Source organism: Thalassoglobus sp. JC818, from assembly GCF_040717535.1.
Lineage (GTDB): Bacteria > Planctomycetota > Planctomycetia > Planctomycetales > Planctomycetaceae > Thalassoglobus.
Map to the genome: position 1 here is coordinate 44,266 of NZ_JBFEFI010000007.1, position 25,831 is coordinate 70,096.

General features: G+C 53.1%; 22 protein-coding genes. 16 read left to right on the forward strand and 6 right to left on the reverse strand.

The genetic code is table 11. From position 1 onward, the window contains the following. Positions 1–146 precede the first annotated feature (146 nt). Positions 147–986, forward strand: coding sequence for a diaminopimelate epimerase (gene dapF, locus AB1L42_RS18080; RefSeq protein WP_367059189.1), 840 nt, complete (start codon positions 147–149; stop codon positions 984–986). 221 nt (positions 987–1,207) lie between these two features. On the opposite strand, the gene glmS is transcribed toward dapF, so the two are convergent. After that, positions 1,208–3,070, reverse strand: coding sequence for a glutamine--fructose-6-phosphate transaminase (isomerizing) (gene glmS, locus AB1L42_RS18085; RefSeq protein ID WP_367059192.1), 1,863 nt, complete (start codon positions 3,068–3,070; stop codon positions 1,208–1,210). A 229-nt stretch (positions 3,071–3,299) separates the two neighbouring features. Between glmS and AB1L42_RS18090 the strand changes: the two genes are divergently transcribed. Together AB1L42_RS18090 and AB1L42_RS18095 are read left to right on the forward strand one after the other, a co-directional pair. After that, positions 3,300–3,551 carry a hypothetical protein gene (locus AB1L42_RS18090; RefSeq protein ID WP_367059195.1) on the forward strand — a complete coding sequence of 84 codons (252 nt, stop codon included), beginning with the start codon at positions 3,300–3,302 and terminating at the stop codon, positions 3,549–3,551. Positions 3,552–3,582: 31 nt separating this feature from the next. Continuing rightward, positions 3,583–5,040, forward strand: a complete 1,458-nt coding sequence (locus AB1L42_RS18095) for a hypothetical protein (RefSeq protein ID WP_367059198.1) — start codon at positions 3,583–3,585, stop codon at positions 5,038–5,040. A gap of 116 nt (positions 5,041–5,156) precedes the next feature. Here AB1L42_RS18095 and AB1L42_RS18100 read toward each other — a convergent pair whose 3' ends face one another. Together AB1L42_RS18100 and AB1L42_RS18105 are read right to left on the reverse strand one after the other, a co-directional pair. Further along, positions 5,157–5,966, reverse strand: a complete 810-nt coding sequence (locus AB1L42_RS18100) for an SMC-Scp complex subunit ScpB (RefSeq protein WP_367059201.1) — start codon at positions 5,964–5,966, stop codon at positions 5,157–5,159. A 53-nt stretch (positions 5,967–6,019) separates the two neighbouring features. Next, positions 6,020–7,186 (reverse strand): hypothetical protein, encoded by a 1,167-nt coding sequence (locus AB1L42_RS18105; protein ID WP_367059204.1) that lies wholly within the window; start codon positions 7,184–7,186, stop codon positions 6,020–6,022. A gap of 223 nt (positions 7,187–7,409) precedes the next feature. Here AB1L42_RS18105 and AB1L42_RS18110 point away from each other — a divergent pair, with 223 nt between their 5' ends. Beyond that, positions 7,410–8,258, forward strand: coding sequence for a hypothetical protein (locus AB1L42_RS18110; RefSeq protein WP_367059207.1), 849 nt, complete (start codon positions 7,410–7,412; stop codon positions 8,256–8,258). Between the two features lie 197 nt (positions 8,259–8,455). Here the strand turns inward: AB1L42_RS18110 and AB1L42_RS18115 are convergent, their stop codons facing one another. Continuing rightward, positions 8,456–8,950 (reverse strand): hypothetical protein, encoded by a 495-nt coding sequence (locus AB1L42_RS18115; protein ID WP_367059210.1) that lies wholly within the window; start codon positions 8,948–8,950, stop codon positions 8,456–8,458. On the opposite strand from AB1L42_RS18115, the gene AB1L42_RS18120 reads away from it, so the two are divergent. Beyond that, positions 8,949–9,194: a hypothetical protein gene (locus tag AB1L42_RS18120; RefSeq protein ID WP_367059213.1), complete on the forward strand. Its 246-nt coding sequence runs from the start codon at positions 8,949–8,951 to the stop codon at positions 9,192–9,194. The genes AB1L42_RS18115 and AB1L42_RS18120 overlap by 2 nt on opposite strands. Before the next feature lie 152 nt (positions 9,195–9,346). Here the strand turns inward: AB1L42_RS18120 and AB1L42_RS18125 are convergent, their stop codons facing one another. Continuing rightward, positions 9,347–10,081: a hypothetical protein gene (locus AB1L42_RS18125; RefSeq protein WP_367059216.1), complete on the reverse strand. Its 735-nt coding sequence runs from the start codon at positions 10,079–10,081 to the stop codon at positions 9,347–9,349. A 365-nt stretch (positions 10,082–10,446) separates the two neighbouring features. Here AB1L42_RS18125 and AB1L42_RS18130 point away from each other — a divergent pair, with 365 nt between their 5' ends. The 11 genes from AB1L42_RS18130 (at position 10,447) to aroH (ending at position 24,263) form a co-directional block, all read left to right on the forward strand. Next, positions 10,447–11,253, forward strand: a complete 807-nt coding sequence (locus AB1L42_RS18130; RefSeq protein WP_367059219.1) for a hypothetical protein — start codon at positions 10,447–10,449, stop codon at positions 11,251–11,253. A gap of 295 nt (positions 11,254–11,548) precedes the next feature. Continuing rightward, the gene (locus tag AB1L42_RS18135) at positions 11,549–12,325 is read left to right on the forward strand and encodes a hypothetical protein (RefSeq protein ID WP_367059222.1); all 777 of its coding nucleotides are present in this window, start codon (positions 11,549–11,551) and stop codon (positions 12,323–12,325) included. 197 nt (positions 12,326–12,522) lie between these two features. Continuing rightward, positions 12,523–14,358 carry a serine/threonine-protein kinase gene (locus AB1L42_RS18140; RefSeq protein WP_367059225.1) on the forward strand — a complete coding sequence of 612 codons (1,836 nt, stop codon included), beginning with the start codon at positions 12,523–12,525 and terminating at the stop codon, positions 14,356–14,358. A gap of 38 nt (positions 14,359–14,396) precedes the next feature. Further along, the gene (locus AB1L42_RS18145; protein WP_367059228.1) at positions 14,397–15,674 is read left to right on the forward strand and encodes a hypothetical protein; all 1,278 of its coding nucleotides are present in this window, start codon (positions 14,397–14,399) and stop codon (positions 15,672–15,674) included. A 227-nt stretch (positions 15,675–15,901) separates the two neighbouring features. Then, the gene (gene aspS / locus AB1L42_RS18150; RefSeq protein WP_367059231.1) at positions 15,902–17,671 is read left to right on the forward strand and encodes an aspartate--tRNA ligase; all 1,770 of its coding nucleotides are present in this window, start codon (positions 15,902–15,904) and stop codon (positions 17,669–17,671) included. 276 nt (positions 17,672–17,947) lie between these two features. Further along, on the forward strand, positions 17,948–19,441 hold the full coding sequence (locus tag AB1L42_RS18155) for a serine/threonine-protein kinase (RefSeq protein WP_367059234.1): 1,494 nt from the start codon (positions 17,948–17,950) through the stop codon (positions 19,439–19,441). A gap of 584 nt (positions 19,442–20,025) precedes the next feature. Beyond that, on the forward strand, positions 20,026–21,855 hold the full coding sequence (locus AB1L42_RS18160; RefSeq protein WP_367059237.1) for a hypothetical protein: 1,830 nt from the start codon (positions 20,026–20,028) through the stop codon (positions 21,853–21,855). Positions 21,856–22,099: 244 nt separating this feature from the next. Next, the gene (locus AB1L42_RS18165) at positions 22,100–22,471 is read left to right on the forward strand and encodes a hypothetical protein (RefSeq protein WP_367059240.1); all 372 of its coding nucleotides are present in this window, start codon (positions 22,100–22,102) and stop codon (positions 22,469–22,471) included. A gap of 190 nt (positions 22,472–22,661) precedes the next feature. Beyond that, positions 22,662–23,309, forward strand: a complete 648-nt coding sequence (gene def, locus AB1L42_RS18170; RefSeq protein WP_367059243.1) for a peptide deformylase — start codon at positions 22,662–22,664, stop codon at positions 23,307–23,309. Between the two features lie 8 nt (positions 23,310–23,317). After that, on the forward strand, positions 23,318–23,779 hold the full coding sequence (locus AB1L42_RS18175) for a CYTH domain-containing protein (protein ID WP_367059246.1): 462 nt from the start codon (positions 23,318–23,320) through the stop codon (positions 23,777–23,779). A gap of 112 nt (positions 23,780–23,891) precedes the next feature. Next, entirely contained in the window at positions 23,892–24,263 is a 372-nt protein-coding gene (gene aroH, locus AB1L42_RS18180) for a chorismate mutase (protein ID WP_367059249.1), read from the forward strand. Positions 24,264–24,366: 103 nt separating this feature from the next. Here the strand turns inward: aroH and AB1L42_RS18185 are convergent, their stop codons facing one another. Beyond that, complete coding sequence (locus AB1L42_RS18185) at positions 24,367–25,776, reverse strand: hypothetical protein (RefSeq protein WP_367059252.1); 1,410 nt, start codon at positions 25,774–25,776, stop codon at positions 24,367–24,369. Positions 25,777–25,831 lie beyond the last annotated feature (55 nt).

The following is a 25,831-nucleotide window of genomic DNA, read 5'->3' on the forward strand; positions in this document are numbered from 1 at the left end:
TCACGCGAACTGTTTGGTCTTCAGCTGTGTCATCGTTCTGAAGTGAGTTTGTCGACGGCTGAATCCATCGCTGGCACTCCTTCGAACTGGCTGTGATTTGCTCGAAGCTCGCAAAACTGATGAGTATTGTTGGAAGAGGTGCGGAATTGAAATTCACAAAGATGCACGGCGCCGGAAATGACTATGTGTACGTCAATTGCTTCGAGGAAACACTCCCCGAAGATCTGCCGGCACTGGCTCGGGCTGTCAGTGATCGGCATACCGGAATCGGCGGCGACGGGTTGATTCTCATTTGTCCCACGGATGAAGCCGACGTTCAAATGCGAATGTTCAATGCCGATGGGAGTGAATCAGAGATGTGTGGCAACGGAATTCGTTGCGTTGCCAAATACGCCTACGACCATGGAATCGCTCCCCGCGAAGAAATGAAGATTCTGACCGGGAATGGAGTTCTCACAGTTCAACTTACGATTGAGAATCAGAAAGCGACCCAGGTTCGCGTCAACATGGGTCAACCGATTCTGGAAGCTTCCAAAATTCCGACAAAGTTGGAAGGTGCTCCCCCGTTGCGACAGCCTCTCCGCGTTGGCGGCAAGACGTTGGAAGTGACGTGTGTTTCAATGGGAAACCCGCACTGCATTACCTTCGTCGACGAGATCACTGACGAATGGGTTCACGGAGTCGGCCCACATATTGAAATTCACCCGGCGTTTCCGAACCGCGTCAATGCCGAGTTCATTCAGATCGTCTCACCAAGCGAGATGATCATGCGGGTTTGGGAGCGGGGAAGCGGCGAGACGCAAGCCTGCGGTACTGGAGCCTGTGCATCTGCCGTCGCTGCCGTGTTGAATGGTCTGACCGAGCGAACCGTGCTGTGTCATCTTCCCGGGGGAGACCTAACCCTCGAGTGGGCAGAGTCTGGAGACGTCTACATGACCGGCCCAGCGACTGAAGTCTTCTCTGGCGATTGGCCACTCGAAAACTAGTGCGAGTGGCTCTTGCCGGTGCACTCGCTTGTGCTGTTTCATCAAACAAAAGTCTTTGTTTGCTCGTGCGAGAGTGAGCAAACGAAATCTGAGGATGCTCAAGATTCAAGAACTCTTCAAAACGCGGACGCAATTCGTTTTCCGAGTTCGCGCAGGGAGTGCGCGTAAATTCCGAAGAACGCATGCGCAGTCTTCCCCCATTTCGAAGAAGTGCTTTGCGCTTATTCGACGGTCACGCTCTTGGCGAGATTTCGCGGTCGGTCGACATTGCAGTCTCGGAGAATGGCAATGTGATACGCGAGTAGCTGCAGTGGAATTGAAGCGACGAGCGGTTGCAGGCATTCATCGACATCAGGGACGTAAATGACATCGTCTGCGAGTTCCGCGACGCGATCATCGCCTTCGCAAGCGATAGCAATCACGGGACCTTTTCGGGCTTTCACTTCCTGCAGGTTTGAAATCACCTTCGGATAGATTCCGCAGCGCGGCACGATGAAAACGCTTGGGGTTTGTTCGTCAACGAGGGCGATCGGTCCGTGCTTCATTTCCGCAGCTGGATAGCCTTCCGCGTGGATGTAGCTGATTTCTTTGAGCTTCAGCGCACCTTCCAGTGCAACAGGGAAGTTGTAGAGCCGACCGAGATATAGGAAGTTGTTCATCGACGCGTATTTTTCCGCGATCGACTTCACTGCGTTATGGCACTCGAGTGCCTTCTCGACCTGTCTCGGGATATCTTTGAGCTTCCGAATAATGTTCTGCCCAGCACTGTAGGACAGGTGCCGCATTCGCCCGAGATAGAGTGCCAGCAACGTCAGGACAGTCACCTGTGATGTGAAGGCTTTCGTCGACGCCACTCCGATTTCCGGTCCGGCGTGCAGGTAGATTCCTCCATCAGCTTCGCGGGCGATCGTCGAACCGACGACGTTACAGATCGCCATCGTGGTGTGGCCTTTACGTTTGCATTCCTTCATTGCAGCCAGTGTGTCGGCGGTTTCTCCACTTTGTGTAATGGCGAAGACCATTGTCTGATCGCTCATCGGTGGATTGCGATACCGCAGCTCAGAAGCGTATTCGACTTCGACGGGAATACGCGCGAACTCTTCGATGAGGTATTCACCGACGAGGGCTGCGTGCCAACTCGTTCCGCAAGCGGTCAGAACGATCCGGTCAATTTGTCGCAGCTGTTGAGAGGAGAGGTTGAGGCCACCGAAGATGGCTGTCGCTTCATCGTAGTTGAGACGGCCCCGCATGGCGTTTTCGATCGTCGTGGGCTGCTCGAAGATCTCCTTGAGCATGTAGTGTTCGTATTCGCCGAGATCGATATCAGCAGAGACCTGGTTCAGAGTCTGAATGTTTGGAGATTGCCGACCGGAATCTCGATGAATGACCTGCATTCCATCGGAATTAAGAACGGCGATTTCGTGATCCGCGAGATAAACGACTTCATCGGTGTAGCCAATCAGCGGACTCGCATCACTCGCGATGAAGAATTCGTCATCGCCAATTCCGAGCACAAGCGGGCTTCCGTTTCGGGCAGCGATGAGAGTGTCTGGGCAATCGCGGAAGAGGACGGCAACCCCGTAAGTTCCCTTCAGCTTTTTGAGTGTCAGTTCAATCGCAGCCAGGCAAGTTTCGACTTCTGCCGGATCTGATCCGAGTTTGACCTGTTCTGCCAGATGGTGTGCCATCAGATGGGCGACGACTTCGGTGTCTGTCTCGCTTTCGAAGCGATAGCCCAGCTGGCACAGTTGTTGTTTCAGCGTGGAATAGTTCTCGATGACACCGTTGTGCACCAAAACCAGAGATCCATCTCCTCCGATGTGAGGGTGGCTGTTGCTGTCGTTGGGCTCACCATGAGTTGCCCAGCGAGTGTGGCCAATTCCGACAGTTCCAGAGATCGGCGAGGTGTCGACAAGCGCTGCCAGTTCGCCAACTCGGCCGGTTTTCTTGCGTACGGAAATCTGTCCATCTTTTCCGACCGCGATCCCTGCACTGTCATATCCGCGATACTCCAGCCGGTGCAGTCCTTCGATCAAGAATCGAGTGACATCACGTTTGCCAAGATAGCCAACAATACCGCACATGTGATTCCTCGGTGTTCACTGAAGTTCCCCAAACGAGCGACCTTCGTTCAGAGAGAATTGATGACGTGTGTTGAGATGTGTGAGCGTCAGAGAATCGGGGTTTCTGACGTTATACCACTTTATAAGGTACTATGAAGGATTGTGCTGGAACGGGCTCGGAACTTGATAGGGAACTCGCAAAATCCTCTCTTTTCCCATGTTTAGTGTGCACATTGTGCGGACGAGATGCTTGCCTATTTTGCCTGTCTTTCGGATTGTTCGTGAAACGGTCCCGAACGATCGAATTGCTCCGGATATTCGAATCATCCTCAAGTTGAGTATTCCGAAATTGCTGGAGGGACTCGACAAAATGCTTGACATTCTCAAAAACGCTATCCACTCCACCCATCGCTTTGGCCGATCTCCTCTGAGTGCTCAACACTTCTCAGGAGGAGGCCCACCAAACCCATCGGACGGGTTTCATGACATGCACAAAGTGTAAAACGGTACCAACGTCCGAGGATTGACAGGCTATGTGGTTTTTGCAATTGAGAGTGCCGACGGAGAAGTCTGAATTGGTAGGGGCAACAGCGGGTGAGATTGTTGGGATGAAGATCGGTGCAGCGAGTTCCTGTCTCCGTCAACGGGTGTGGGTCATCTGCGCCTCGTTGGGCTTCATTGGAGCCATTGGCAGCCCAAATCTCTACGCTCAAACCAGCTCTCCAGCAGCGTTGCCCGCAGCCAGTGCGGCTCAGGTTGATCCTCTCAACGAAATGGTCGATCGAACAATCGCGCTGACAAGTCGGCGATACCTCGACGCAAACGCTCATACTCCCTGGCAGGTTTTGCACGGGCTTCTGGCTCTGCGAGGAGACTTCATTGTCCGCGATCAGGGACAGCAGGTCAGCGCTCTCGACTGGATTGCAGACCGTGGAAAATTCCGCGGAGTCCCTTGGATTGAAAAGACCAAAGACGGTGGCCGCATCCATCCGTACAACGGAACTCCGTACGAGTTTGAAGGCCACGTCAATCAGAGTCTGGCGATTATCTCAATGTGTAATCTCCCGCTCGATTACAAATTCAAAACCGCATCCGGTCAGCACATCACCATGCAGGAAATGGTTGACCACGCGAAAAAGAATGTGAATTCTCTCGAAGAAATCACCTGGACCCTCTGGTTCCTGTCACGATACGTCGACCAGGATGAAGAGTGGATGAACAACGATGATGAGCCCTGGAGCATGGAACGACTCGTGCGAATGCAGGTTGCTGCCTCTCCTTACAATGCTGCGTGCGGCGGAACTCACGGAATGTTCGCTCTCGCGTTTGCCCGTAATGCTTACCTGAAAAAACATGGCCAGCTGCGTGGAGCTTGGCTCGAAGCCGATCAAAAACTGCAGCGATACATTGTCACCGCTCAAAGAATGCAGAATCGAGATGGCTCTTTCGCGACCAACTGGTTCAAGTCAACCGGTTACAGTGCCGACGTGAGCGAACGACTCACCTACTCCGGTCATATGCTTGAATGGTTGATGGTCGCACTTCCCAAGAGTCGCCTCAACGAACAGTGGATTCGTGTCGGAGTTCAAACGCTGTGCAATGATCTCGTGCAGAGTGCACGAGTTCCGATCGACGGAAAGAAAGTCGGCGGTTTGTATCACGCATTGCATGCACTCGTGCTTTATCGAGAGCAAGTCAATCCAGCTTACACACCAGGCCCAGCACCGGAACTGGCTGCGAGCACGAACGAGCCACACGGCGAAGATGTCTCAGCGAACCATCCAATGAGAGTGGCTGAAGTGCCTCGTGAATCCGCTACAACTCAGCCTCAGATTGTCGGCTCACGAACTCCTGAGCCAACGCCGGAAACGACGCCTGCTCCGACACCGAATGCAAACGGTGGATTCGACGTCGCGATGCCGATTCGAATCTCTGAGATGAACGGCGAGCGGACAGCAAATCGCCGCCGAGAACGTCGAGCACTGCGGTAGGCGGAACTGATCGTCTCTCTTAAGTCATTGAAATGGTCTTCGTACTGCCTGAGTGCAGTCTTGCGAGGACCATTTCTTTTTTGGTTTCGGCGATGACCACGTCTGATCGCGACGCATTACTTGAAAGAGAAGTCTTCTGCATGGGGCAAATCTTCAGTCGAAGCAAGGCCGAACAGGTCGAGGAATCTTGGCGTGGTGGTGTATGCGTCTTCGCTGGAGTCGTTTCCACGGACCAGCTGAATCAATTGACGGCGAAGCAGTTGGCGAATGAATCCGCCGGCTCTCTCTTTTCCGGTTTCTTCAATCTGTTGACGAGTAGCGGGCTGGCGATAAGCGATGAAAGCCAGAACTTCTAACGCATCCTGATTGAGTTTCACCTCTTTCGGTCCCTGTCCGTAGACCCGCTCACGGACAGGTTCGAAGGCTTTACGCAACGACATTACATAGCCGCCTTCGACGAGATGAATTTCGTACGGGCGCCCCTCAGATTCATATCGTGCATTCAGCGAGCGAATCTCCTGGTCGACTTCTTCCGGTCCATTCGATCCGCCGAGCGTTTCACCAATTCGCTTCGCAGGCGTTGGATGATCACTTACGAACAACAGTGCTTCAATCACTTGGGCCACAGTTGTCGGAGTCGAAGAGTCTAACTCGACGGTCTCGCTGAGATCCGGTCGAGGGTCGTCGACTGCGTTGGGCTGAGGCTCCGCTGCTGAAGTGGATTCAGCAACCGCTTCCGCAGGAACGGAGTCGTTCGTGTCCGCTGGAGCGATGCCGTTGTCTAGTGAGTCTGGGAACATCGCGTCCGCAGCGTCGGCCGTTTCGAGCGCCCGCAGGTAAGCTTCTTCGATTTCTGTGAGTGACAAGTCGTCGCTGTCTGCTGGAAACAGTGGATCGTCGTCTTGTTCTTCGTGACTGGGGAGCACTGAAAATTTCCGTGGGTGAAACTAAAGCAGATGGTGCGAAATCGTTGTGGCTGCTATCGAATGATTGGGCTTAAGCCAGGATCGGTTAGTTCCGTAGGAAAGCGGGCTGGTGGGGACGTATCCCGAGGAGTTGGATTTCGGAGGGCTTCCGAGAAGTGATTCGCGAGGAAGGTTCCGAGTCGATGTGTGTAAGCAGCCATTTGCTCGGCGGACATTGGTTCACCTTTTCCCGGAGTGGCCAGGGAAATCGCCGCATTCGGAGCGTCGTTTTGTGCATCGACGTACAGGCTATTCTCGAGCTGGAGATTTGTGATGGCCTGTTGTAGTCGGGCGGTCAATTCGCGTGCCGGCTCAGGGACTTTATCTCCTGTCGTAACATCGGAAGAACTATTCGGAAGAACGGAAACGAGAAGCTTGCAGTCAAACGCAGCAAGCAGGTTCTGCATTTCAAGGAACGCAGAGATTCCGAGCTCCAAATCTTTGGGGACGACTGGTCGAGCGTTGTTTTTCGCAGGCGGATCGAAGCCGGTGATGGCTGCTGAGTTCTCGCTCAGCCAGGAGGCAATCACAAACTCTTCGGTCAGGGTTGCGAGTAGATTCTCTTGTTCAGCACTGCAAGTCGGATGACGAGCAAAAGCCGGGTGTCCGTTTTCGCAAAGAGTCAACCCGCCAGTCAGGTCACTGTCGTTCGGCAGATCGGACGGGGAAATCGCGTAAACGACGAGATCCGGTTCCAAGATGACCAGCGACTGGCGAAGTCTCAGGTAATTCGTGAGCGGTCCGCTCCCGGGGCAACCTCCGTTCAAGACCTCCACATGGTTGAGTCCAGCCTGATGAAACAGCGTCTGCAGCTGGCCGGCTACGGTCTTCTCTTCCCGAATCGTGCTTCCGAAAACATCGTCAGCTCCGAGGCAGAGGATGCGATAAACTCCCGCTGGTTTCGGGATGGTTACGGACGCACCGCGCAAACCAAACTCATTGGTTCGAATTGTGAATTGATTGGTCGAGGGATCGCCAACCGTTTGTTCGATCAGCGGAATGACTTCGAGATAAGTCGTCGTGTTCGGTCTCGTCAACTGGACAGACGTCGGAGGTGGTTTCGAAAGAGCGGTGCGAACGCGTTGAGATCGCAACCAGACTTCGCCCGCGCACAAGATGAGCACCAACAGCACGCAGGCTGCCACGAGTCGCATGAGGCTTCGGGCAAAGGATCGAAACATAGATGGCGTCGCAGTTCATCCTGAACAAGCAACTAAAAGTGACGAGGGCGGGAGTTTACTGCAATAGCTGTGTTGTCGGCAAGATGAACTGTGGCCGATGGTTACGAAGCATTCGGCAGCAATTGCGACATCGATCGCTGTTGCATCGATTTGCGTTGACCAGAGATGCAAAATCGGGGTAGAAACCGCTTCCTGTCCCCCTGTTCTGAGCGTTTTGATCCCAATGCAGCACTCCACATGGATGTGGACTATCGCCCGACTCTATTTGCTGGCCGTCATGATGATCGCCGGCGGGGCGGGCTGCACTGCGCTGTTTCCGGATTCGTCGAAGGCGCAACATCGTTTGCCACCGTTGGTTGGGCCACGGAACGCGATTGAAATCGAAGTCTATTTCGTCGATCGCCGAAAGGGTGATCCGATGATCGGGGACCGGCTCTGGTCGTCCCTCCATTCGGTCCATACTCTCGATCCTGATTCAGCACGACAACTCGAAAACGACGGGTTTCGGGTTGCGATGAGTGCCTCTCGTCCACCGAGACCGCTGGCTGTGCTGATGTCACTCTCCGACGAAAATGATCCAACTCGACGTGTGGTGATGCAGCGGTACACAATCCCGGCTGGTCAGGAAACACTCGTCGTTGCGTCCGAAATTCCTGACGGGACGGTAATTCATCGCCCGGATCAGGACACCGCACGTCCACTCGAAATGCGTCTGGGGCGTGCAATTTTCCGAATTCAAGCAGACAAGGTCGAGGACGGATGGACTCGGCTCGTCGTGATTCCTGAAATTCAGCACGGCCCAATGGCAGCCCGACCCACACCAAGGGAGCAGGATTGGATTTATCAGGAGAGTCAACAGCGAGTCACGCTCTATTCCGATCGAATCACCGCAGAACTCAACGAGCAGGAAATTCTCGCTCTCGGTCTGGGAAGCAGCGACGAAGGCGACATTGGAGGGCACTTCTTCGTGGCCGACTCCGAAAACGGCCTGGAACGCCTCATCCTGATCCGCATCTCCGGCATGTCACGCATCGAACCCGTCCGCTCCGACCTCGCGGACAATCTGAACTAGCTCTCGCATAGTCCATTTGACTTCGTCGAGGTTGCAATGAGAGAGATGAGTTCTTCAGTTATGGGTCGATTTTTCGACTGGGCAAGACGAGACTCAATCTGGCTCGGACATTGTGCCGGTGACGGAACAACAATTGAACCTTTGTATCACAGGGAGTGCTGGAATTTTCATGAGTACGCCTCCAGAACGACAGGACTTCACCATGGTCTAATGTTGTTGAGGCTCAGGTCGTAGAGGTAGATTTTGAATCTTCGGAAAATTGCGAGAGCGGTTTGAACGCGGTCCCAACTGTCACCAAAACGATCAATATTTTCGAGCTCCCATTCGATATGCTGATCCTCCGTCAAGTCTTTTGGGCTGTCGAGAGATGCTCCAGCAAAGTCAAGGATGTATGGAGGTTGGACGATCTCCATTTCGATGATTCCGAGTGTGTCGTCGTACTCCAAGAGTGTTGGGATGTTGAAGTTCTCCTTTCCGATGAGATCTGCGATCTTTTCTTCAAAGATTCTCGTGTAAACCTCACATTCTCTTTGAAACAAGTTCTTGTATTTGAAGACTTTTACCGCAGTACCTTCTGACGTTTTGAAGACATCTCCATCTTGTCCTCCTCCGAGTTTCTCATTAATCTTTTTGGTTCGTTGGGCGCAATAGTCGTGTGCCCTTTCCAAATAACTCTCGTCGAAGTCTCCCATGAACCGCCTGCTTCGCTCCAATTTTTCGGCCGATGTTCAGATGGAGTTGCATGTGAACGGCGTGCAATACAGCGTTGCGAGAAGTGGCCCTGGTTATGTTGTCTTGGCGGATCACGCTGAGATTCAAGGTGGACCAGGGATGGTGAAGATTGTGGTCGATGGTCGCGAAGACTGCAAATCGGTGATCGTTGACGACTATTTTCCATTCGATGAGTTCGTGAGATATCAAGTCATCGAAGAGTGATCGCCGTCTGAGTGCTTTCGCGAGTCACCCGATGTTTTTCTATCTACGCGACAATCTGTTTAGCCCAATCTGCCCGATTCTTCGAGAGATCGGATTTCCGACTCTGCTTTCGCTGATGTAACTAGAAACATCACGAAGTCGATGAGTTGAGGCTACTGAGGATGAATCTGCATTGTCCATCCGTCTGTGACTCTTTGGACAGTAGCGGGTGAGTCGTGGCTGGTGGTTTCGCTGAGGGCGGGGTGCTTGATGATTTCCTGGATGGGTAAGAGTTCCGGGAGGCTGGCTGTCATCAGAAGCTGTTCGTTCTGTTGCTCTGTTTGGGCGGACTGCATGATCGGAGCGGAAGTGCTTGCGAACACAGCTTGCGGTGTTGATCGCGCTGTTGCACCGATCGGGGATTCCCTTTCCGTAGTCGTGCTGAGCTGTGGCGAGAGGATGCCCTTGTGAGGCTGCGAGGCCGGCAAGTTTGGGAGTTGTTTCAGGCGGGCGACGGCGCGGATTGTTTCCGGGATGCGTTCAGATTCGAGGACGATTTCACGGCGGAGTTGTTCGAGTTGTCGAACGGTCGCCCGCGCTCGGGCGACTTCTTCATGTTGCGACTTGAGTTGGCTCAACAGGTCGTTCGTTTCCGAGAGTGAGTGTCGATGGTCAGCGACCTCGGAAAGAGTCGAATCGACGTCGTGAATTTCGGCTTGCAACCGGTCGACGCGTTCGACGAGCGGTTGAACGACGAGCAGATGCATCGTGATGACGCTAATCATGAGGGCTGAGACTCGCAGGGGAGAACTCAGTCGAGAGGCGATTGCCATCAACTTCGATTGGTGGCTGGGTGAATCTGCAGGCGGGGTCCAAAGTTTCACTTTTTTCTCGTCAGTCGATGCCACGTTGTCGGTCCTCTGGTGTATTTGTCTCCCCTGTTTACCTATATCGCCGGATTCGGAGCGGTTCTACCGTGAGAATATGGGTAGAGAGGGCGATTTTTGAGGTGGCATTGGAGAATGCGTTTGATGTGGGAATCTGGAGAAATGCGTTCCAATTGCGCACTTGATTCGATGCGAATAATCCGAAAGATTTGACAGGAAGAGTGGTAAGTGACTGTGGAGTAAGGGGTTAAGTGTTGAGGTTGTTTTTCGGGAAATCCTGCCTGTTTCTTCTAATGTTCTGGCGAGCTCAGCGAATTACTTTTTGTGATACGGGACAGCTGGTGAGTTGGCCCTGATTCAAGAGTTGACCAAACAAGGAGATACACATGCTTAAGAAACTCGCACTCGGAACAATGACAGCCGCCGCAATCGGTGGATTGGTGTTTGGAGGATCAGCCTTCAGCTATCTTCGCACCGGAATGCATACCGCTCAGAAGCGGATTCGCAGCGAAGTGCCGCTTGAGTTTGAAATTGAGCGGGCTCGTCAGGAAGTCGCGCAGCTCGTGCCTGAAGTTCGTCGCTCGATGCACCTGATCGCAGAAGAACAGGTGGAAGTGGCATCACTTCAGGAATCGATCGTCAAGCGAGAAGAATCACTCGCCAGCCAGGAGGAAGCCATCCTGTCGCTTTCTGCTGACTTGAAGTCGGGCGATTCGCACTTCGTTTACGCTGGCCGAGCTTACAAGCAACGCGAAGTTGAGAAGGACCTCGCAGAACGCTTTGATCGGTTCAAAGTTGCACAAGAAACTCTCGATCGAGAAAAAGACTTGTTGCGAACAAAAGAACAGGCGCTCTTCGCTCATCGCGAAACGCTCGAGGGAATGCTCTCACAGCGTAAGAGCCTCGAAGTTGAACTGGAACGATTGGAAGCTCGTTTGCGAACGATCAACTCACGTAAGCAGATTGCCAGCATCCAGGTTGATGACTCAAAATTGAACCGGGTCAAGTCATTGATCAGTACAATTGACAAGCGACTCGATGTGGAAGATGCCGTGCTTGCCGCTGATGGAGAGTTTTCGGGATTGATTCCGGTCGAGAACAACATTGAAGTCGACAACGAGAACATCGCCAATGCTGTGGAAGATTACTTCGGAAATCGCCACAAAAAGGACTTCGTTCAAGTGACCGACTAAAGCTGGTTGCTCTGACCTGTGCACTCACCTGAAGCATTTTCAAAGGCGAGTCCCACACGAAGTGATCAGGAAAGAGTGCTATCAGTTCGAGAGCAAGATGCTCACGGTTCAAAAAGATTTTGGTCAGCTCAACATCCGCTCGATCACTTTGATCGAGCGGATTCTTCCGCAGACTGAGTTGGCTTTCGAAGGAAGGTAATGTTGGAGAAGATGGATCTTGAGCAGACTGGAACGTTGAGACGCCAGTTGTTCGATGAGCTGCAATGTTTGGTGTTGAGTAGTGCGAGTTAATCTGATGAGCGTTCTCAACGGTGTTGCACTCAAGGCGGCGATTGGATGGAAGAGTGGCAGGCAAATGGATTCGCGAGAGGGTAGCGGTTGGCGAAATGGAGACAGGGAGAATGGTGAACTGATGCAGAACGTTCGTCCGGCCGTTCGCCTGTGGATTGACGGAGTTGGGTGCTGGTTGATCAGTCGATCACAGCATCTCACGGTGGGAAGTATGCAGCCCGTCCGTCCAGTGGCCCTGGACAGCGGGGAAAGTCAGTCATCAGAACACGTCGGAATTTTTGCGGATCTGCGATCAAAACATGCGAGTTTCTCGCGAGAGGATGGATCGTTCATTCTGGAACCACGAGGAAACGTACGGGTTGGGAATATTGATCAGGTTTCAGCAGTGCCTCTCTCAAACGAGACAACAATCCAATTGGGCGATGAAGTGTTGATGAAGTACTGCCTCCCATCTCCTCTCAGCGGTTCAGCCCGTTTGACTCTGGAGAGTGGACATCGCTTCGCCAGCAGTCTCGACGGGATCATTCTTCTGGAAAAGACCTGCCTGTTGGGGGCTGGGAGTCAGAGCCATATTGTTTGCAAGAACTGGCAGCGAGACATCGTCATCTTTGAACGTGGAAGCTCACTCTTTTGCAAAGTGTCTGCTCGCGAATCATCGGTGGCAGACAGTTCAGGGGGCGGGCGTGAGACTCCGCAAGTTGTAGAGTGTCATCCCGGTGAAATCCTCAGTGGGGAAGACTGGTCGTTCCATGTGGAAGCGATCGACCTTCCTGAAGTTTGAAACAAGACATTGCCATGCAAGCAGGACGCAAAAGAATGATCCAGGGAGCCTGATGAAACGTATTAAACTAAGAGCGGAGTTGTGCAGGCTTGCATTGTTGAGCACAGCTTCAAACCGGTGAGTCCGGTCAGATGAGTTCGTCCCGGATTGCGAACGGTCACCCCTCGAGTCGGCGAGCGGAAAGAGCGAGCAAGGATATGAAATTCACTTTTGCACCAGAGTCAAGACCCCTCGAAGGATACACGATCAAACGTGCGATCTATCGAGGTGGATTCGGAGAGGTGTACTACGCGCTTTCTGATGCTGGACGGGAAGTGGCTTTGAAGTTGCTGCAGCACAATACGGATGTCGAACTCCGTGGTGTACAGCAGTGCCTGAATCTCTCGCATCCGAATCTCGTCACCATCTTCGACGTTCGTCAGGATGGCGATGGAGATCATTGGATCATCATGGAGTACATCGCGGGGGAAACTCTCGACACAACTCTTCGACGTCAGTCTTCCGGGATGCCTGTCGAAACCGTTCGAAGTTGGCTGCGGGGATTGACTGACGGGATGACCTATCTCCATAGTCGTGGGCTTGTTCATCGAGACTTGAAGCCGGCCAACATGTTTATGGAGAACGGGGTCGTCAAAATTGGGGACGTCGGGCTCTCAAAGTTTATCGCTCCCAGTCGGCACAGCGCTCAAACTCAAAGCGTTGGAACCGTTCACTACATGGCTCCCGAAGTTGCCAAAGGACGATACGGACGTGAAGTCGATATCTACGCGATTGGAATCATTCTCTATGAAATGTTGACCGGGAAACTCCCGTTTGATGGCGAATCGACCGGGGAAATCCTGATGAAGCATCTCAGCGAACCTCCGGATCTCTCGCCACTTCCACCGAGAATTCGGCCGGTCATCGAGAAAGCACTTCAAAAAGATCCCAAAGAACGCTTCTCTCGTGTTGAAGCATTGCAGCGAGCATTCGAAGAAGCAGTGCTGGGAGTCTCTTCGCCGAAGTCGACTGAAGAAGTTCCTGATGCTCCTGGACATGCCCGTGTTCCAGATCGCCTGCGAAGTCCAACCGCTGGTTACGCTCAGCTTCGAGAGGGGCAGACTCATCGAAAAAAGGGAAGCAAAGGATGTGGAACCGCTTGTGGTCCGACTCCTGCCTGGGTGAAAGGCGTGGCCTTCGGCGGATTGGGACTGCTCGGCATGGGAACCGTTTTCGGATGGGATCTCAGTTTCCCCATGGTCGTTTCCATCCTCTTCTTCAGTGGGCTGATTGCGTATTCCAACAGCAAGAAGGCGGAGAAGAAGTCCAAGCTGAATCAAGTTCGTCAAGCTGCAGCTGTGAAAGTCTCTACGCCACAACCGCAGCCACCGAGAGTGCGGCAATCATGGGGAACGACCGGCGATTTGTTGGGATCGATGTTCCTCACGGTTCCGATTTCAGTGATGCTGATTACCTGTCTCGCAGCCCTCAAACCTTCCTTGCTGGGCGGGGCGAGATCGTTGAGTGAGGTTGACCCGGCGAATATCGGATTGTTTGCACTCGCTTCCATTCTCTCCAGCTGGGTGCTGATTTCGATTCCGTTTTCAATTCTCAGAGCACCTGAGAATCGGTTCCGAAGGATTTCCCGATATCACTACGGCCTGGCTGGTTTGTTCGTGGGCGTCGTGGTGTATCTGATTGAGCAATTCCTGATGGTTGCGGATCTCGGCACTCCTTCTCGAGCGATCTTCAGTCGTTTGGGAGACCAGTCGCTGTTCATCGATGGCGTTCCATCATGGATTGGATTCATGGCCTTCTTCGCCGTGCTGTTTTCGTTTGCGAACTGGCAGCAGTTGTCTTCCCCTCGCCGGAAAGACCGCTTCAGCATCGCGGCAGTCATTGGAGTCGTCTTTGTTGCATGGCTGACAACGACGGTGTTTGCCTTCCCGACTCAGTTCGGAATGGCTCTGGCTGTGATCATTGCCTGTGTGACACAACTCTCGAGTCCGTTCGATGACTGGCGCTCGAAGCAGAAGTCTCGCAATATTGCGTAAGAATCAATGCATCTTGAGGGGACATTCAGGTGTTTTCGATGATTGAATTTCTCATTGTTATGGCAGTTGTGAGCGGCGTCATCGCCTGGCTCGTGAAGTCTGTCAATTCGACCGGAGAGTCACGTTGGCTGGGGCTGATCGTCACTCTGTTCGGACTTCAAGTGGTCATCGGCATCGGGGCAGTCGTGCTCTATGCACGGCATCAGACTGCTGATGCAGCCAGGCACGAGGCAGCCCTCCAACAAGCGATGGCGGCTGAAAAACTGGCGCTTGCCGTCAATCGCTCGTCGGCGGATTCTTCGCTTAACGAATTGTACGAAGCCTCGAATCCCCCCACTCCACCGATGCCTGAGACACCGCAACCTCTTGAGGAAGTGGATGCTTCTGCCGAAGAGAGTCTGGACTCGAACTCAACAGGAGCAAAACATCCTGCCACAGTCATTTATCAGGATGTTTCCTTTACCTGGATCGGTTTGATCGCCGCATTTGGAGTGTTTCTGCTCGGTGTTTCGGTCGTCTTCTGGGGTGCAAGAAAAGCTCCGGCGCTCGTGTTTGCAGCTGTTTTGGGACTGCTGCTGTTCGGCACGATGTTCGGCATTTCAAGTACGAAAATGAGCCCGAACATTTCGGGAGAGCAGTGGTCGACCGGGCAGTATCAAATTGCGCGCCCGGCAGAATGGGATGCTTACGAAGGTGGAGTGATTGCCCCCGATCCGGTGATTGAGGGCAGTCTCGTTACGACTCAAATTCCCGTCACCGAAGAGGAAGTCGCCTCGCTCGAAAGAATACCGGAACCCAAGGAAATCCAAAGAATTGAATACACCGGACTCCATCGGCACGTCGAGCGGATGTCTGAATTGCCGGAATGGGCTTCCAGCACCAGTCAAGACCAGCAAGTGATCCCGGCTAATGACGAAGTCCGACTGACGTCAAAACGGTATTCAACAGTGGAAGAAGCAGAGAGAGAACTCTGGCCGATTGCGACTTCCATGGTTCAGCAAGTGCTCCGTTCGAAACCCCACGATCGGTATCCGACGGTTGTGACGCGTGAATTGCTCGCGAATGCGTTTGCTCTGAAGGAAGCAGTTGTTGTGACCTGGCCATTCGAAGTTGATGGGCTTTCGTCAGAGGTCTATCAGGTTCACTGGAAACTCAACGTCGATAAAGAGGTGCGAGAATCGCTTCATCGGCGATGGTCACGTCAAGAAGTGGCTCAGCGGCTGTGGCTGCTCGGAGGAGGAGTCGGAATCCTGACCTTGCTGTTCGGGACAGGAGCTTCGATCGCCAGGCTTCGAGAACGTCGGCACGTGGCCTGATTCGCTTTGCCGTAACAGTGATCTCTCTCTGAATCCTTTTGATTGCTAAGCGATCACTCGGCGGCCATGAGTTTCCCAAGATTCTATTCAGAATCTGGTTCTCGTGCTTCGACCAACGTTGAGTGAGTCTTCTGGTCCCCTATAATGCCCGCTTCCCCCGGAAAGGTCAGTGTTCGGTTGAACACGTTGGTCCGGGATGAGTGGGAATTTCAAAGGATACCAGTTTCGTGCTACGAACAGCGACTTGCGGACAACTTCGGGCCGATCAGATCGGACAAACTGTGACCCTCTGTGGATGGGCGGATAAGTATCGCGACCACGGCGGTGTTGTCTTCATCGACCTGCGTGATCGATACGGGATCACTCAAATTGCCTTCCGGATGGAAGAGTCGAGTGAGATTCAGCAGCTCTCGTCAACGATTCGTCATGAAGACGTGATTCAGGTGACAGGCGAAGTAGTAAGCCGAGGGGAAGACAACAAAAACCCTAAGCTTGCAACCGGCGAAGTTGAGCTGCGAGCCAACAATCTGGTCGTGCTGAACAAGAGCAAGACGCCTCCATTTGAACCTCGCGGAGAGTCGTTGGCGAACGAAGAGTTGCGGCTGCAGTACCGATTCATCGATCTGCGACGACCCGCTTTGCAAAACAAAATGGTTCTGCGTCACCAGCTGACCAAATCAGTTCGCAATTACTTCGATGAACTCGATTTCATCGAAATCGAAACTCCAATTCTCGGTCGCAGCTCGCCTGAAGGGGCTCGCGACTATCTGGTTCCCTCACGTGTTCACGAAGGGGCATTTTACGCGCTTCCGCAGTCTCCCCAGCTTTTTAAGCAGATTCTGATGGTCTCCGGATACGACCGGTACTACCAGATCGCGAAGTGCTTTCGCGACGAAGACTTGCGAGCGGATCGACAACCTGAGTTCACGCAAATCGACATCGAAATGTCATTTGTCGAGCAGAACGACATTCTCTCTTCGATCGACGGGCTGCTGGCTCGAATGGTCAAAGACGTTCGCGGTGAAACGCTGCCAACACCGTTGCCACGCTACACACACGCCGAAGTGATGGAGCGATTCGGAACCGACAAACCGGACCTTCGCTTCGGAATGGAACTGACGGACATTTCTGATCTCGTTACCGAATCAGGATTCGGCGTCTTCAAAAACACTGTTGGAGGAGGCGGGAAAGTTCGCGGTCTGTGTGTGCCTGGCGGAGCAGAGAAGTACTCCCGAAGAGTCCTCGACAACGATCTGAAGAACCTCGTCGGAGAATACGGGGCGAAAGGTCTCGCTTACTTCAAAGTCGCCAATGGCGGGCTCGATTCGTCGATTGCGAAGTTCTTTGACGAGACAGAACAGGCTGCCATTGTTGAACGCATGGGAGGCAACGACGGCGACCTTCTCGTATTCGTGGCCGATACTTATCCAGTTACCTGTGCTGCACTCGCGGCGCTTCGCAATCACCTTGCGAAGGACTTGGAACTGTACGATCCGAAAGAGTTGAACTGTTTGTGGGTCGTTGAGTTTCCGCTTGTGACGTGGAACGAGGACGAAAACCGCTGGGATGCTGAACATCACCCATTCTGTGCAGTCCATCCGGACGATGTTGAGTACTTCGAAAGCGATCCTTCCAAGATTCGGGCGTTGTCGTACGATCTCGTGTGCAACGGGTACGAAGCGGCCAGTGGAAGTATTCGTATTCACGATCCAGCAATTCAGCAGAAGATCTTTGACCTGCTGAACATCGATGCAGAAGAAGCTGAGGAACGCTTCGGGTTCCTGCTTCAGGCGCTGCGATACGGGGCTCCGCCGCACGGGGGAATCGCTCTCGGTCTCGATCGATGGGTGATGTTGATGACCGGAACCGACAACATTCGCGACGTCATCGCGTTCCCGAAAACTCAGAAAGCGTCTGACCTCATGATGGGAGCACCTTCCGAAGTCGATCAGAGACAGCTTCGTGATCTGCACATCAAGATCGATCTTCCGGAGTGACATTCTCCGACTCGAACCTTCCGTAAACCCTGAATCGCTCTCGGTGCAACATTGAACGCCGTTTGAGAGTGTGTTGACGGGAAGGCGCTCGATTTCTGTAGAATTGAAGGAACTTTTTCGCGATTCATGACGCAGTTATGGATTGATTGGTTGATCCTGCGCATAATCCGGCTTGGATGGAGAGAAGAATCATTGCCGAGGTGGATTTCATGGTCCAAGATTGAGAGAGCCAGCGGACGAACTTGGTGAACCTCAATCTCGACCAATTGAAATCCTATGAACGTTGCATCTAACTCGATTCAACTCAACGGAAACACCGGAATGTCAGGTGACAGGAAATCGACGGTGCTCGGGGACTTCCTCCTGAAAAGGAAGCTTGGCAAAGGCGGGATGGGGACTGTTTACCTCGGGCATCAGGTCAGTCTCGATCGTGATTGTGCGGTCAAAGTCTTGTCTAAAGAGTTCGCTCAAAAGCCGGGGTTTGTGGAGCGATTTATCCGGGAAGCTCGAGCGATGGCCCGGATCGATCATCCCAACGTTGTGACGTGCTATGCCGTCGGAGAAGAGAAGGGCTACAACTATGTCGCCATGGAACTCATGGACGGGCAGAGCATGCAGGACTGGGTCGATCAACTCGGTCGATTGAGCGTTCCCGATGCGGTTCTCACCGCTCTTATCTGCGCGGATGCTTTGGAACACGCCCACGAAATGGGCATGATTCATCGTGATGTAAAGCCTGATAACATACTCGTCACGAAAAAGGGTGTTGTTAAAGTCTCAGATCTTGGGCTCGCGAAAGCGGTTGACGATGACGAAGAACTTGGGCTGACACAGAGCGGAACGGGTCTCGGAACACCGCATTACATGGCTCCTGAACAAGCCCGGAACGCTAAATACGTCGACCGACGTGTCGATGTCTATGCCCTCGGTGGAACGCTTTATTATCTTTTGACAGGTGAAAACCCATTCACCGGCGATTCGGTCCTTGAACTGATCATGAACAAGGAGAAGGGGCAGTTCACTTCCGCACGGCGACATAATCCGGAGATCCCTGAGCGGCTCGATTTAATTATCGACAAGGCATTGGCAGCGAAACGCGAACATCGGTACCAGACCTGTGCGCAAATGATTTCAGACCTCGAATCGCTTGGTCTGGCGGGCGACTCGCTTTCGTTCATCGATGAGGCTCAGCGAATCGTTCCGCAGAGAGGGGGAGCAGCTGTATCGACGAGCAAAGTTAGCACACCCAAAGTTCCAAAGCCGTCGACGAAGAGGACTCCGTCCAGAGCAAGCAGCACCTCGGAGTTTGAAAAGTCTCAGACGATGATCAATCAGTCGGGACAGTGGTACGTCAAACGTATCGGCTCGGACGGCCGTGTCAAAGTCGGCAAGATGACTGCTCCGCAGATCGTCACAGCTATGAAGACCGACAAGCTGAATGGTAAAACGACAGCTGCCACGAGTTCAAAAGGCCCATTTTTGCCGCTCGCTCAGTTCCGTGAGTTTGAAGAAGAAGCCAAGCGGATGCTGACGCGACAACTCTCGAAAGAACGAGACAATAATCTGGCAGCTGAGTATCAGAAGCTCGCGCGTCAGTATGAACGCAGAAAGTTGTGGCGTTCGCTTTGGAAATTGACGAACAGCGCTGTCGGCTTTTTGGGGCTGCTGTTATGGATCGCACTCATCGCGGGTGTGATCATCGGTTTGTATTACATCATTCCGTGGGCATTCGACGAAGTCGCCTCGCAAGTCGGCGTTCAAGAGTCTTAGTCTCTTCTTCAAAGTTATGAATGAGAGAAAACCAAGCCCGTCGGCAACACGCCAACGGGCTTGTCTCGCCGGTTTGCGGGCATGCTGGTGGCGAGTGACGGATGCGACCGTCATGACTTACTTCGTCTGAAAATGGCCTGCTCAATTTGCTCATTGGCCAATCGATTCTGATTGAAGAGAGAGACGGCAGATCTGCCGAGATTCCACATCGGGCGAGTCACCACCACCGTTGTTTTACCCCACGATTAGAGAGTCATTAGCGGGGATAACGGCGTTCTCGCTTTCGAAATCTCTGCAAAGTACTCTTGCAAGCTTTGCAACTTTGGTCTCACACAGCCAGTTTTTATGAACACGGCATCGGCGAGTCCTGCCGGTTGGTCCGGTTGCAATTGTCTGTTCAACGAGGCGAGGAAGCTTGGGCAAACTTTGCGGGGGCCTCAAGCTTTTCGTAATCATTACTTCGCAATGAATTCGTGGTTTGGGCACAGCTTCTGCCTGAAGAACTTAACACCTGCTACCTGGCGACTTGTATTGTGGAACTCAAAGGGGTTCAGGGACTCAAACCTGGAATTCGAGTAAGAGCTATGACCAATCAGACACCTATGAGATCGACGATTCTAGCTTTGATGCTTTTGCCCGGAGCGATGGCATTCTCGCGCGAATGCTTCGCTGACGAGGACGCTGTTGCTGCTGAGGAGCCAGCTGCAGTCACGACGACAGAGACCGCCGCGCCAGTCGAAGCACCGGCTGGGGTTTTGTCGGGCGAGAAAGACGAAATCGCTGAAGCTCTTAAGAACGAAGAAGCTTTGAAGACCGCTGTGGCCTTGAATTATTGCCGCGCAGCCTTTCATCGCATTCGTAAGAATCCGACAGAAGAAGTGCTGCGTGAAGAGGAAGCCAAGATCCTCAACAATCTCAATCTGACACGGGTTGAAGATAAAGAAGTCGTCACGCTGTACTCGGCAGTGCTCGATGAAATCTCGCAAATCGGTCTGACGGAGACGGAAGAAGATCTTGTCAGTTCGCATCACGGTCGATCCGTGCGTCGTCAATTGACCTGGGACGCACTGGCATTCGGAACCGAATTGGCGACTGCTCAGTTTGGAAGTGCGATTCGCACAGGAGCCAACAGTTGGTGGGACTACCGAAGTAAGGGCTATCAGCGCGATATGGATCTCCTGAAATTGGAGAAGTCTCGCATTGCTGGTATCTTGAAGCGGTCGAACCAGCTTCTCGACACCTTCTGGGAAATGGCGCGACGAAAAGAAATTCCGGACCGCTGGCTGGTGCGTGGTGACGATCTCGATCACCTCGAAGAAGCAGCCAATCAGGAAGATGCCGAACGGCGTTTGCGAATCCTGCAGCGGATGAAGTCTTACATGATTGCCTATCCGCCGTATTGGTATTACCTGAGTCGCACACAGCAGGAGCTCGGACAACTCGACGAAGCTCTCGAGACCTATGACTACCTCGACAAAATCGGTCGCGATCACTTCCGTAAGGACGATATGCTGGCAACCGCGATGGCGAATTGTGCAGCGATTCAGGATTACCGCGGCGACTCGTCAGCTGTGGTCTATGCGCAGAAATCATTGAACTACTCGCCGGATGTCTGGGAAGCCAATCTTGTCGCAGCGAGGGTTCTCCAGCGACACGGACAGATCGCGATGGCTGAAGATGCCATCCTGCGAAATCTGGACGTTGGACTTGAAGAGCCGCGCAGCCATGTCTTTCTGGCGTCTCTTTACTATTTCGCACGGGAAGAGGAAAAGCTGGCGAAGCTGATTCAGGACCCTCGCGTCGTGGCACATCTTCCCGCGCCTGTGCTGCTGCGTTGTTCGGCTCTTGTTGGTCCAGACCGAACACCGGAGTTCGTGATGAGAAGCATTCACGCGTCTCTCGCAGCTTATCCACAGAGTTCGTTCGGTCGAGACCAATTGACGCTCCGCGTCGGTTACGCGTGGCAATTGCATCTCGCCAGCTTTGAAGTTCGGCAGGGCGGAACCAAACTCGCCGATCCGAGTGTGCAGCCTGGCAACGGTTTTTACGACTTGCGTTTCGCAGAAAACGTCAACTGGGGATCTCCGATTGGATCAAATACTCCAGCACCGGAAGTCGAGATTGCTCTCACCTATCCGGATACGACTGTCGTTCGCGTTCAGTTGATCGGTCAGAATCGTACCTTCGGCCGCGGTGCCGTCGCTGTTTCGAGTCCCACAGCTATGACGATTTCTGCGGTTCAGGTCGGCGATGATCAAATTGCGTTTCGCACTCGTGAAGCTTATCTGGACGACCCAGTGACCGTCACAACTGCTCGGCCAGTTTCGATGGAGTCAATCGATGGTGAGCCAAATGCATCCTTCAGAGATGACGCGAGCTACGCTGACAGCAACACTGAGGAGAACAGCTACTAGAGCAAGTTGCTCTTTCCTGTGCACTCGTTGGCGCGGTCTCGCTCATTCGCAAGCTCTTCGGACCCTCTTGCTCGAGACTGAGAAGGCGGGATCTGATTGATCCCGCTCTTTTGACGCGATGGGCAAATCCCATCCTGGTCGATTGACTCAGCGGGCTGGCTTGGTTTCAATGGCTGTCCGTCAGTTGACGCAGCCGTCAATTGTGGTCAGGACACGACGCGCCGTCGGAACGCAGGAGAGTGACATGTTTGGGTTGTTCGGTGGAAAAGACTGGAACATTATCGCCGTAATCTTTGAACGGCGTGACTTGTACACAGTCAGCGGACAACGCGTGAAGGGTGGCGGAGCCGTGAAGGCCCGAGACGGCGCCAAGCGACATCCAAGGACCGTCTACTGGGCTGTCTTCGACCAGAAGGGCAGCTATCTCGAAGGCGGAGAAGGGGCTGGCTCGATCAACATCCCCGGAGATGTGCTTAAGAAGTTGAAAACGCAACTTGCCAAGAACGGAACGGTTCTCGGGATTCTTAAAGGTCTGGAGACCAAACAGGCGGACAAGTTGGCGAAACCTCTCGTCTGGGCTGGCTATCCTCCTCGCGAAATGCACGGACAAGATTAAGCGTTTCGCGGCGTTTCTTTGACTCTCTGGCCTGATATTGCATCGCAAATCTCGTCACGACTGTGTGAATTGCGCTCTTGAATAAGACGAACCGGAGAATTCCGGACGTGCGCCGCTTGTCGGTTCCACTTCAATCGACAACACTGGTGATTGATTGCCTTATTCAACACAAAGAAACGCAAAGTCGACCATGGAGATCATTCACTTCCCCCATCCAGCCCTGCGATTCCAGTCCGTCGACGTGCAGCGGATCGACAGTTCGTTGAGAAAAACAATTCAACGAATGTTCGAGCTGATGTACGAGGCGAATGGAATTGGTCTGGCTGCCAATCAGGTCGGGCTGCCTTTTCGTTTCTTTATTGTCAATCTCGCTGCGCGTCCTGACGAACCGGATGAAGAGCTCGTTTTCATCAATCCAGTCATCCGAAAACGTCGCGGAAATGTTGTTGGCGAGGAAGGGTGTTTGAGTCTGCCTGGATTGTTTGGGGACGTCACACGGTCGGAGCAAGTGACCATTGAAGCGTTTGATCTCTCCGGTCAAGGGTTCACGATGGACTTAAGTGAACTCCCAGCCCGTGTTGTTCAGCACGAGTCGGACCATCTCGACGGAGTCATGTTCACTGATCGAATGCGAGAAGAAGCAAACAGCGAAGAAGTGGACCTGATTCTTCCTAAATTTGAATCGAATTTCCGAGACGCTCAGCAGGCTGGTCATTTCCGCACAGATCAAGAACTTGAAGAGAGCCTCAAAGAGATGGCAGCCAGTGGAGGCGTTCCCGCAGGATTTGTGGAGACATCCGTCTATCGTCTGACTCCTCCGAAACTGGACTCCGAATAGCAACCAGCATGGGCATCGAAATTGAACGCAAGTTTCTGGTTGTCGGAGACTTTCGCACCGGGCGGTCGGTCCCGTTCAAACAAGGCTATCTGTCTCGTGATCCCGCGCGGACTGTGCGAGTGCGTATTGCCGGCGATCAGGCTTGGCTGACGGTCAAGTCTTTGACGAACGACACCACTCGGCAGGAATACGAGTACGAAATCCCTGTTGGCGACGCGGAAGAGATGTTGGCACTTTGTGATGGGCCGTTAATCGAGAAGTATCGCTGGTTTATCGACTTTGCGGGAATGGTCTGGGAAGTCGACGAGTTTCTGGGGGACAATTCAGGTCTGATCGTGGCAGAGATCGAACTCGACTCAGACGATCAGCCGTTTGAGAAGCCCCCTTGGCTCGGAGAAGAAGTGACCGGTGATCGCCGCTATCACAACTCCAGTCTAGTCAAAACGCCGTTCAAGGACTGGCCTCAGTAAATTCCACGGCGTGTTTCTGATCGCTGTCATTGAGTTTTTGAGGGTACTTCCGTTATTTTCCGCGTTGGGACTGATTTCAAAGTTATTCATCTTTTGTCAGAGAGAATCGGTAATGCCCGTACGAGGGGTGAGAGGCGCCATTACAGTTGAGACAAATTCCAAGGAAGAAATTCTGCAGGCAACGCGGGAACTTCTCGAACAGGTCATCGCGCGAAACGATTTGCAGGACTTCACGGAAATCGTTTCAGCCATCTTCACAACGACATCAGATCTGAATGCAGCCTTTCCGGCGGAATCGGCCCGCGAAATCGGAATGGGGGCTGTCCCACTTTTATGTGCTTCGGAAATCAACGTCGACGGTGCATTGCCGCGCGTGATTCGAATTCTTCTGCACGTGAATACCGAGAAGAAGCAAGCGGACATGGTTCATGTTTATCTGCGAGAAGCAATGAAGCTTCGCAAAGACATCACCAGCGCCCAATGAAGGACCGGAGAGAGTTTTCAATCGTTTGATTGAAAGTGACAGCCCGAACAATTCTTCAACGAAGCAGTAGAGAACTTTCGGAATTAGTCGGCGGGTGAAAGTGTCAGCTCTCAGGAGTTACCTGGCTGGTCTCCGTCCACAGATCAATCTTCGACTGAATACGTTCCGCGTCGCCAGAGTCCGGGTTCTGTTCCATAGCCCTTTGCAGGGTCTGAATCGCCAGGTCGCGGCGTCCTTCGCTTTCGAGTGTGATGGCCCATTGAATCTGAACGACGGGCAATGTCGGTGTGATTTGTCGCGCGTGATTCCATAACGTCACCGGGTTGGCCCAGACGTTGAGATAGTCGAGTGTGCGGAGCGTGTAGAGCCCACACAGCATGACTCCCAATGTCACTGCAATGGCTGGGGTTGGAATTCGACGCGCGAGTGAACTCGATTCAGTGCTGCGGATTTTCATCCAACAAACACCAGCGACATTGAAGACTCCCACAAAAAACGGGATGAGCGGCAAGTAGAGATAGCGATCGTTCATCAGAGTTGTGATCGGGAACAGGTTCAAGACTGGAAAGAGAAGGAACAGCCACGTGACGAAGCAGAAGAGCGGAACCGGATTCGAATGACGGGTGCGGAACGTCCAGACTCCGACGCCGACCCAGCCGATGACGGAAAGTGCAATCCAGTGAGCGATTCCGGTCGTGGCGGGATCGTAAAGAACACAGAGATTCGTCGGGTACAATGACATTCCGACATAACGCCAGAGAATCGTGGCATCAATCGCGAGAATCCAGAGCTTGCTGGCTCCAATGTGACCACGAACGCCGCCGACAATTGTCGTCTGGGCTGACATCGTCACGAGAATCAAAAGAACCGAAAAGAACATCGGAACGACTTGTTTCGCGAAGCTCTCCGCGAATGATCTTCGGGCGATCAGAACATCGTAGGCGATGACGATGGGAGGAACGACGACGGCTGAAGCTTTGCTTAGGAGGCCGAGAATCAGCCAAAGCGTTCCGAATCCTTCATCCCGGGATGTGCGATCGGGGCGAAGCCAGCATATAAAACTGGCGAGCATGAACGTTGCGGAAAGAAGTGACTTTCGGGATGAAACCCAAGCGACTGTTTCCACCTGAACGGGGTGTAACGCAAAAATCAGACTGACTGTCCAAGCGAGGAGTGAGCTTCCGGTCAGGCGTCGCAATAGGGCGTAGGCGAGAATTGCGTTAATGGCATGCAGAGCCAGATTCGTGAGGTGATAACCTCCCGACCACATTCCCCACAGCGTGTGCTCAATCAAGAACGTAAAGATCGTCAGCGGGGCGAAATTGCGAGCGACCGGTTCCGTCGCGATGCCGTAAAGCCCTTCAAAGCTCCATGACTGAATGAGCTCATTGTTGATGATGTACCAGGTGTCATCCCAGTTTAAGAATTCGAATCGGATCACCGGGGAGTAGACAGCGAAAATCCCGCAGAGTAATCCCAGCACTTCCCAGCGATTAAGTTTCAGCCAGCTCACGAGCGACTGCGTCGCACTGGGAGAATTGGTTGAATCGTTTTTGGAGGGTGTTGAC

Excerpts from the sequence above, each read along its gene's own strand:
- glmS (WP_367059192.1), bottom strand. The coding sequence starts at position 3,070 with ATGTGCGGTATTGTTGGCTATCTTGGCAAACGTGATGTCACTCGATTC.
- AB1L42_RS18095 (WP_367059198.1), top strand. The coding sequence starts at position 3,583 with ATGTGGTTTTTGCAATTGAGAGTGCCGACGGAGAAGTCTGAATTGGTA.
- AB1L42_RS18105 (WP_367059204.1), bottom strand. The coding sequence starts at position 7,186 with ATGTTTCGATCCTTTGCCCGAAGCCTCATGCGACTCGTGGCAGCCTGC.
- AB1L42_RS18110 (WP_367059207.1), top strand. The coding sequence starts at position 7,410 with ATGCAGCACTCCACATGGATGTGGACTATCGCCCGACTCTATTTGCTG.
- AB1L42_RS18120 (WP_367059213.1), top strand. The coding sequence starts at position 8,949 with ATGAACCGCCTGCTTCGCTCCAATTTTTCGGCCGATGTTCAGATGGAG.
- AB1L42_RS18115 (WP_367059210.1), bottom strand. The coding sequence starts at position 8,950 with ATGGGAGACTTCGACGAGAGTTATTTGGAAAGGGCACACGACTATTGC.
- AB1L42_RS18130 (WP_367059219.1), top strand. The coding sequence starts at position 10,447 with ATGCTTAAGAAACTCGCACTCGGAACAATGACAGCCGCCGCAATCGGT.
- AB1L42_RS18135 (WP_367059222.1), top strand. The coding sequence starts at position 11,549 with ATGAGCGTTCTCAACGGTGTTGCACTCAAGGCGGCGATTGGATGGAAG.
- AB1L42_RS18140 (WP_367059225.1), top strand. The coding sequence starts at position 12,523 with ATGAAATTCACTTTTGCACCAGAGTCAAGACCCCTCGAAGGATACACG.
- AB1L42_RS18145 (WP_367059228.1), top strand. The coding sequence starts at position 14,397 with ATGATTGAATTTCTCATTGTTATGGCAGTTGTGAGCGGCGTCATCGCC.
- AB1L42_RS18155 (WP_367059234.1), top strand. The coding sequence starts at position 17,948 with ATGAACGTTGCATCTAACTCGATTCAACTCAACGGAAACACCGGAATG.
- AB1L42_RS18160 (WP_367059237.1), top strand. The coding sequence starts at position 20,026 with ATGACCAATCAGACACCTATGAGATCGACGATTCTAGCTTTGATGCTT.
- AB1L42_RS18165 (WP_367059240.1), top strand. The coding sequence starts at position 22,100 with ATGTTTGGGTTGTTCGGTGGAAAAGACTGGAACATTATCGCCGTAATC.
- def (WP_367059243.1), top strand. The coding sequence starts at position 22,662 with ATGGAGATCATTCACTTCCCCCATCCAGCCCTGCGATTCCAGTCCGTC.
- AB1L42_RS18175 (WP_367059246.1), top strand. The coding sequence starts at position 23,318 with ATGGGCATCGAAATTGAACGCAAGTTTCTGGTTGTCGGAGACTTTCGC.
- aroH (WP_367059249.1), top strand. The coding sequence starts at position 23,892 with ATGCCCGTACGAGGGGTGAGAGGCGCCATTACAGTTGAGACAAATTCC.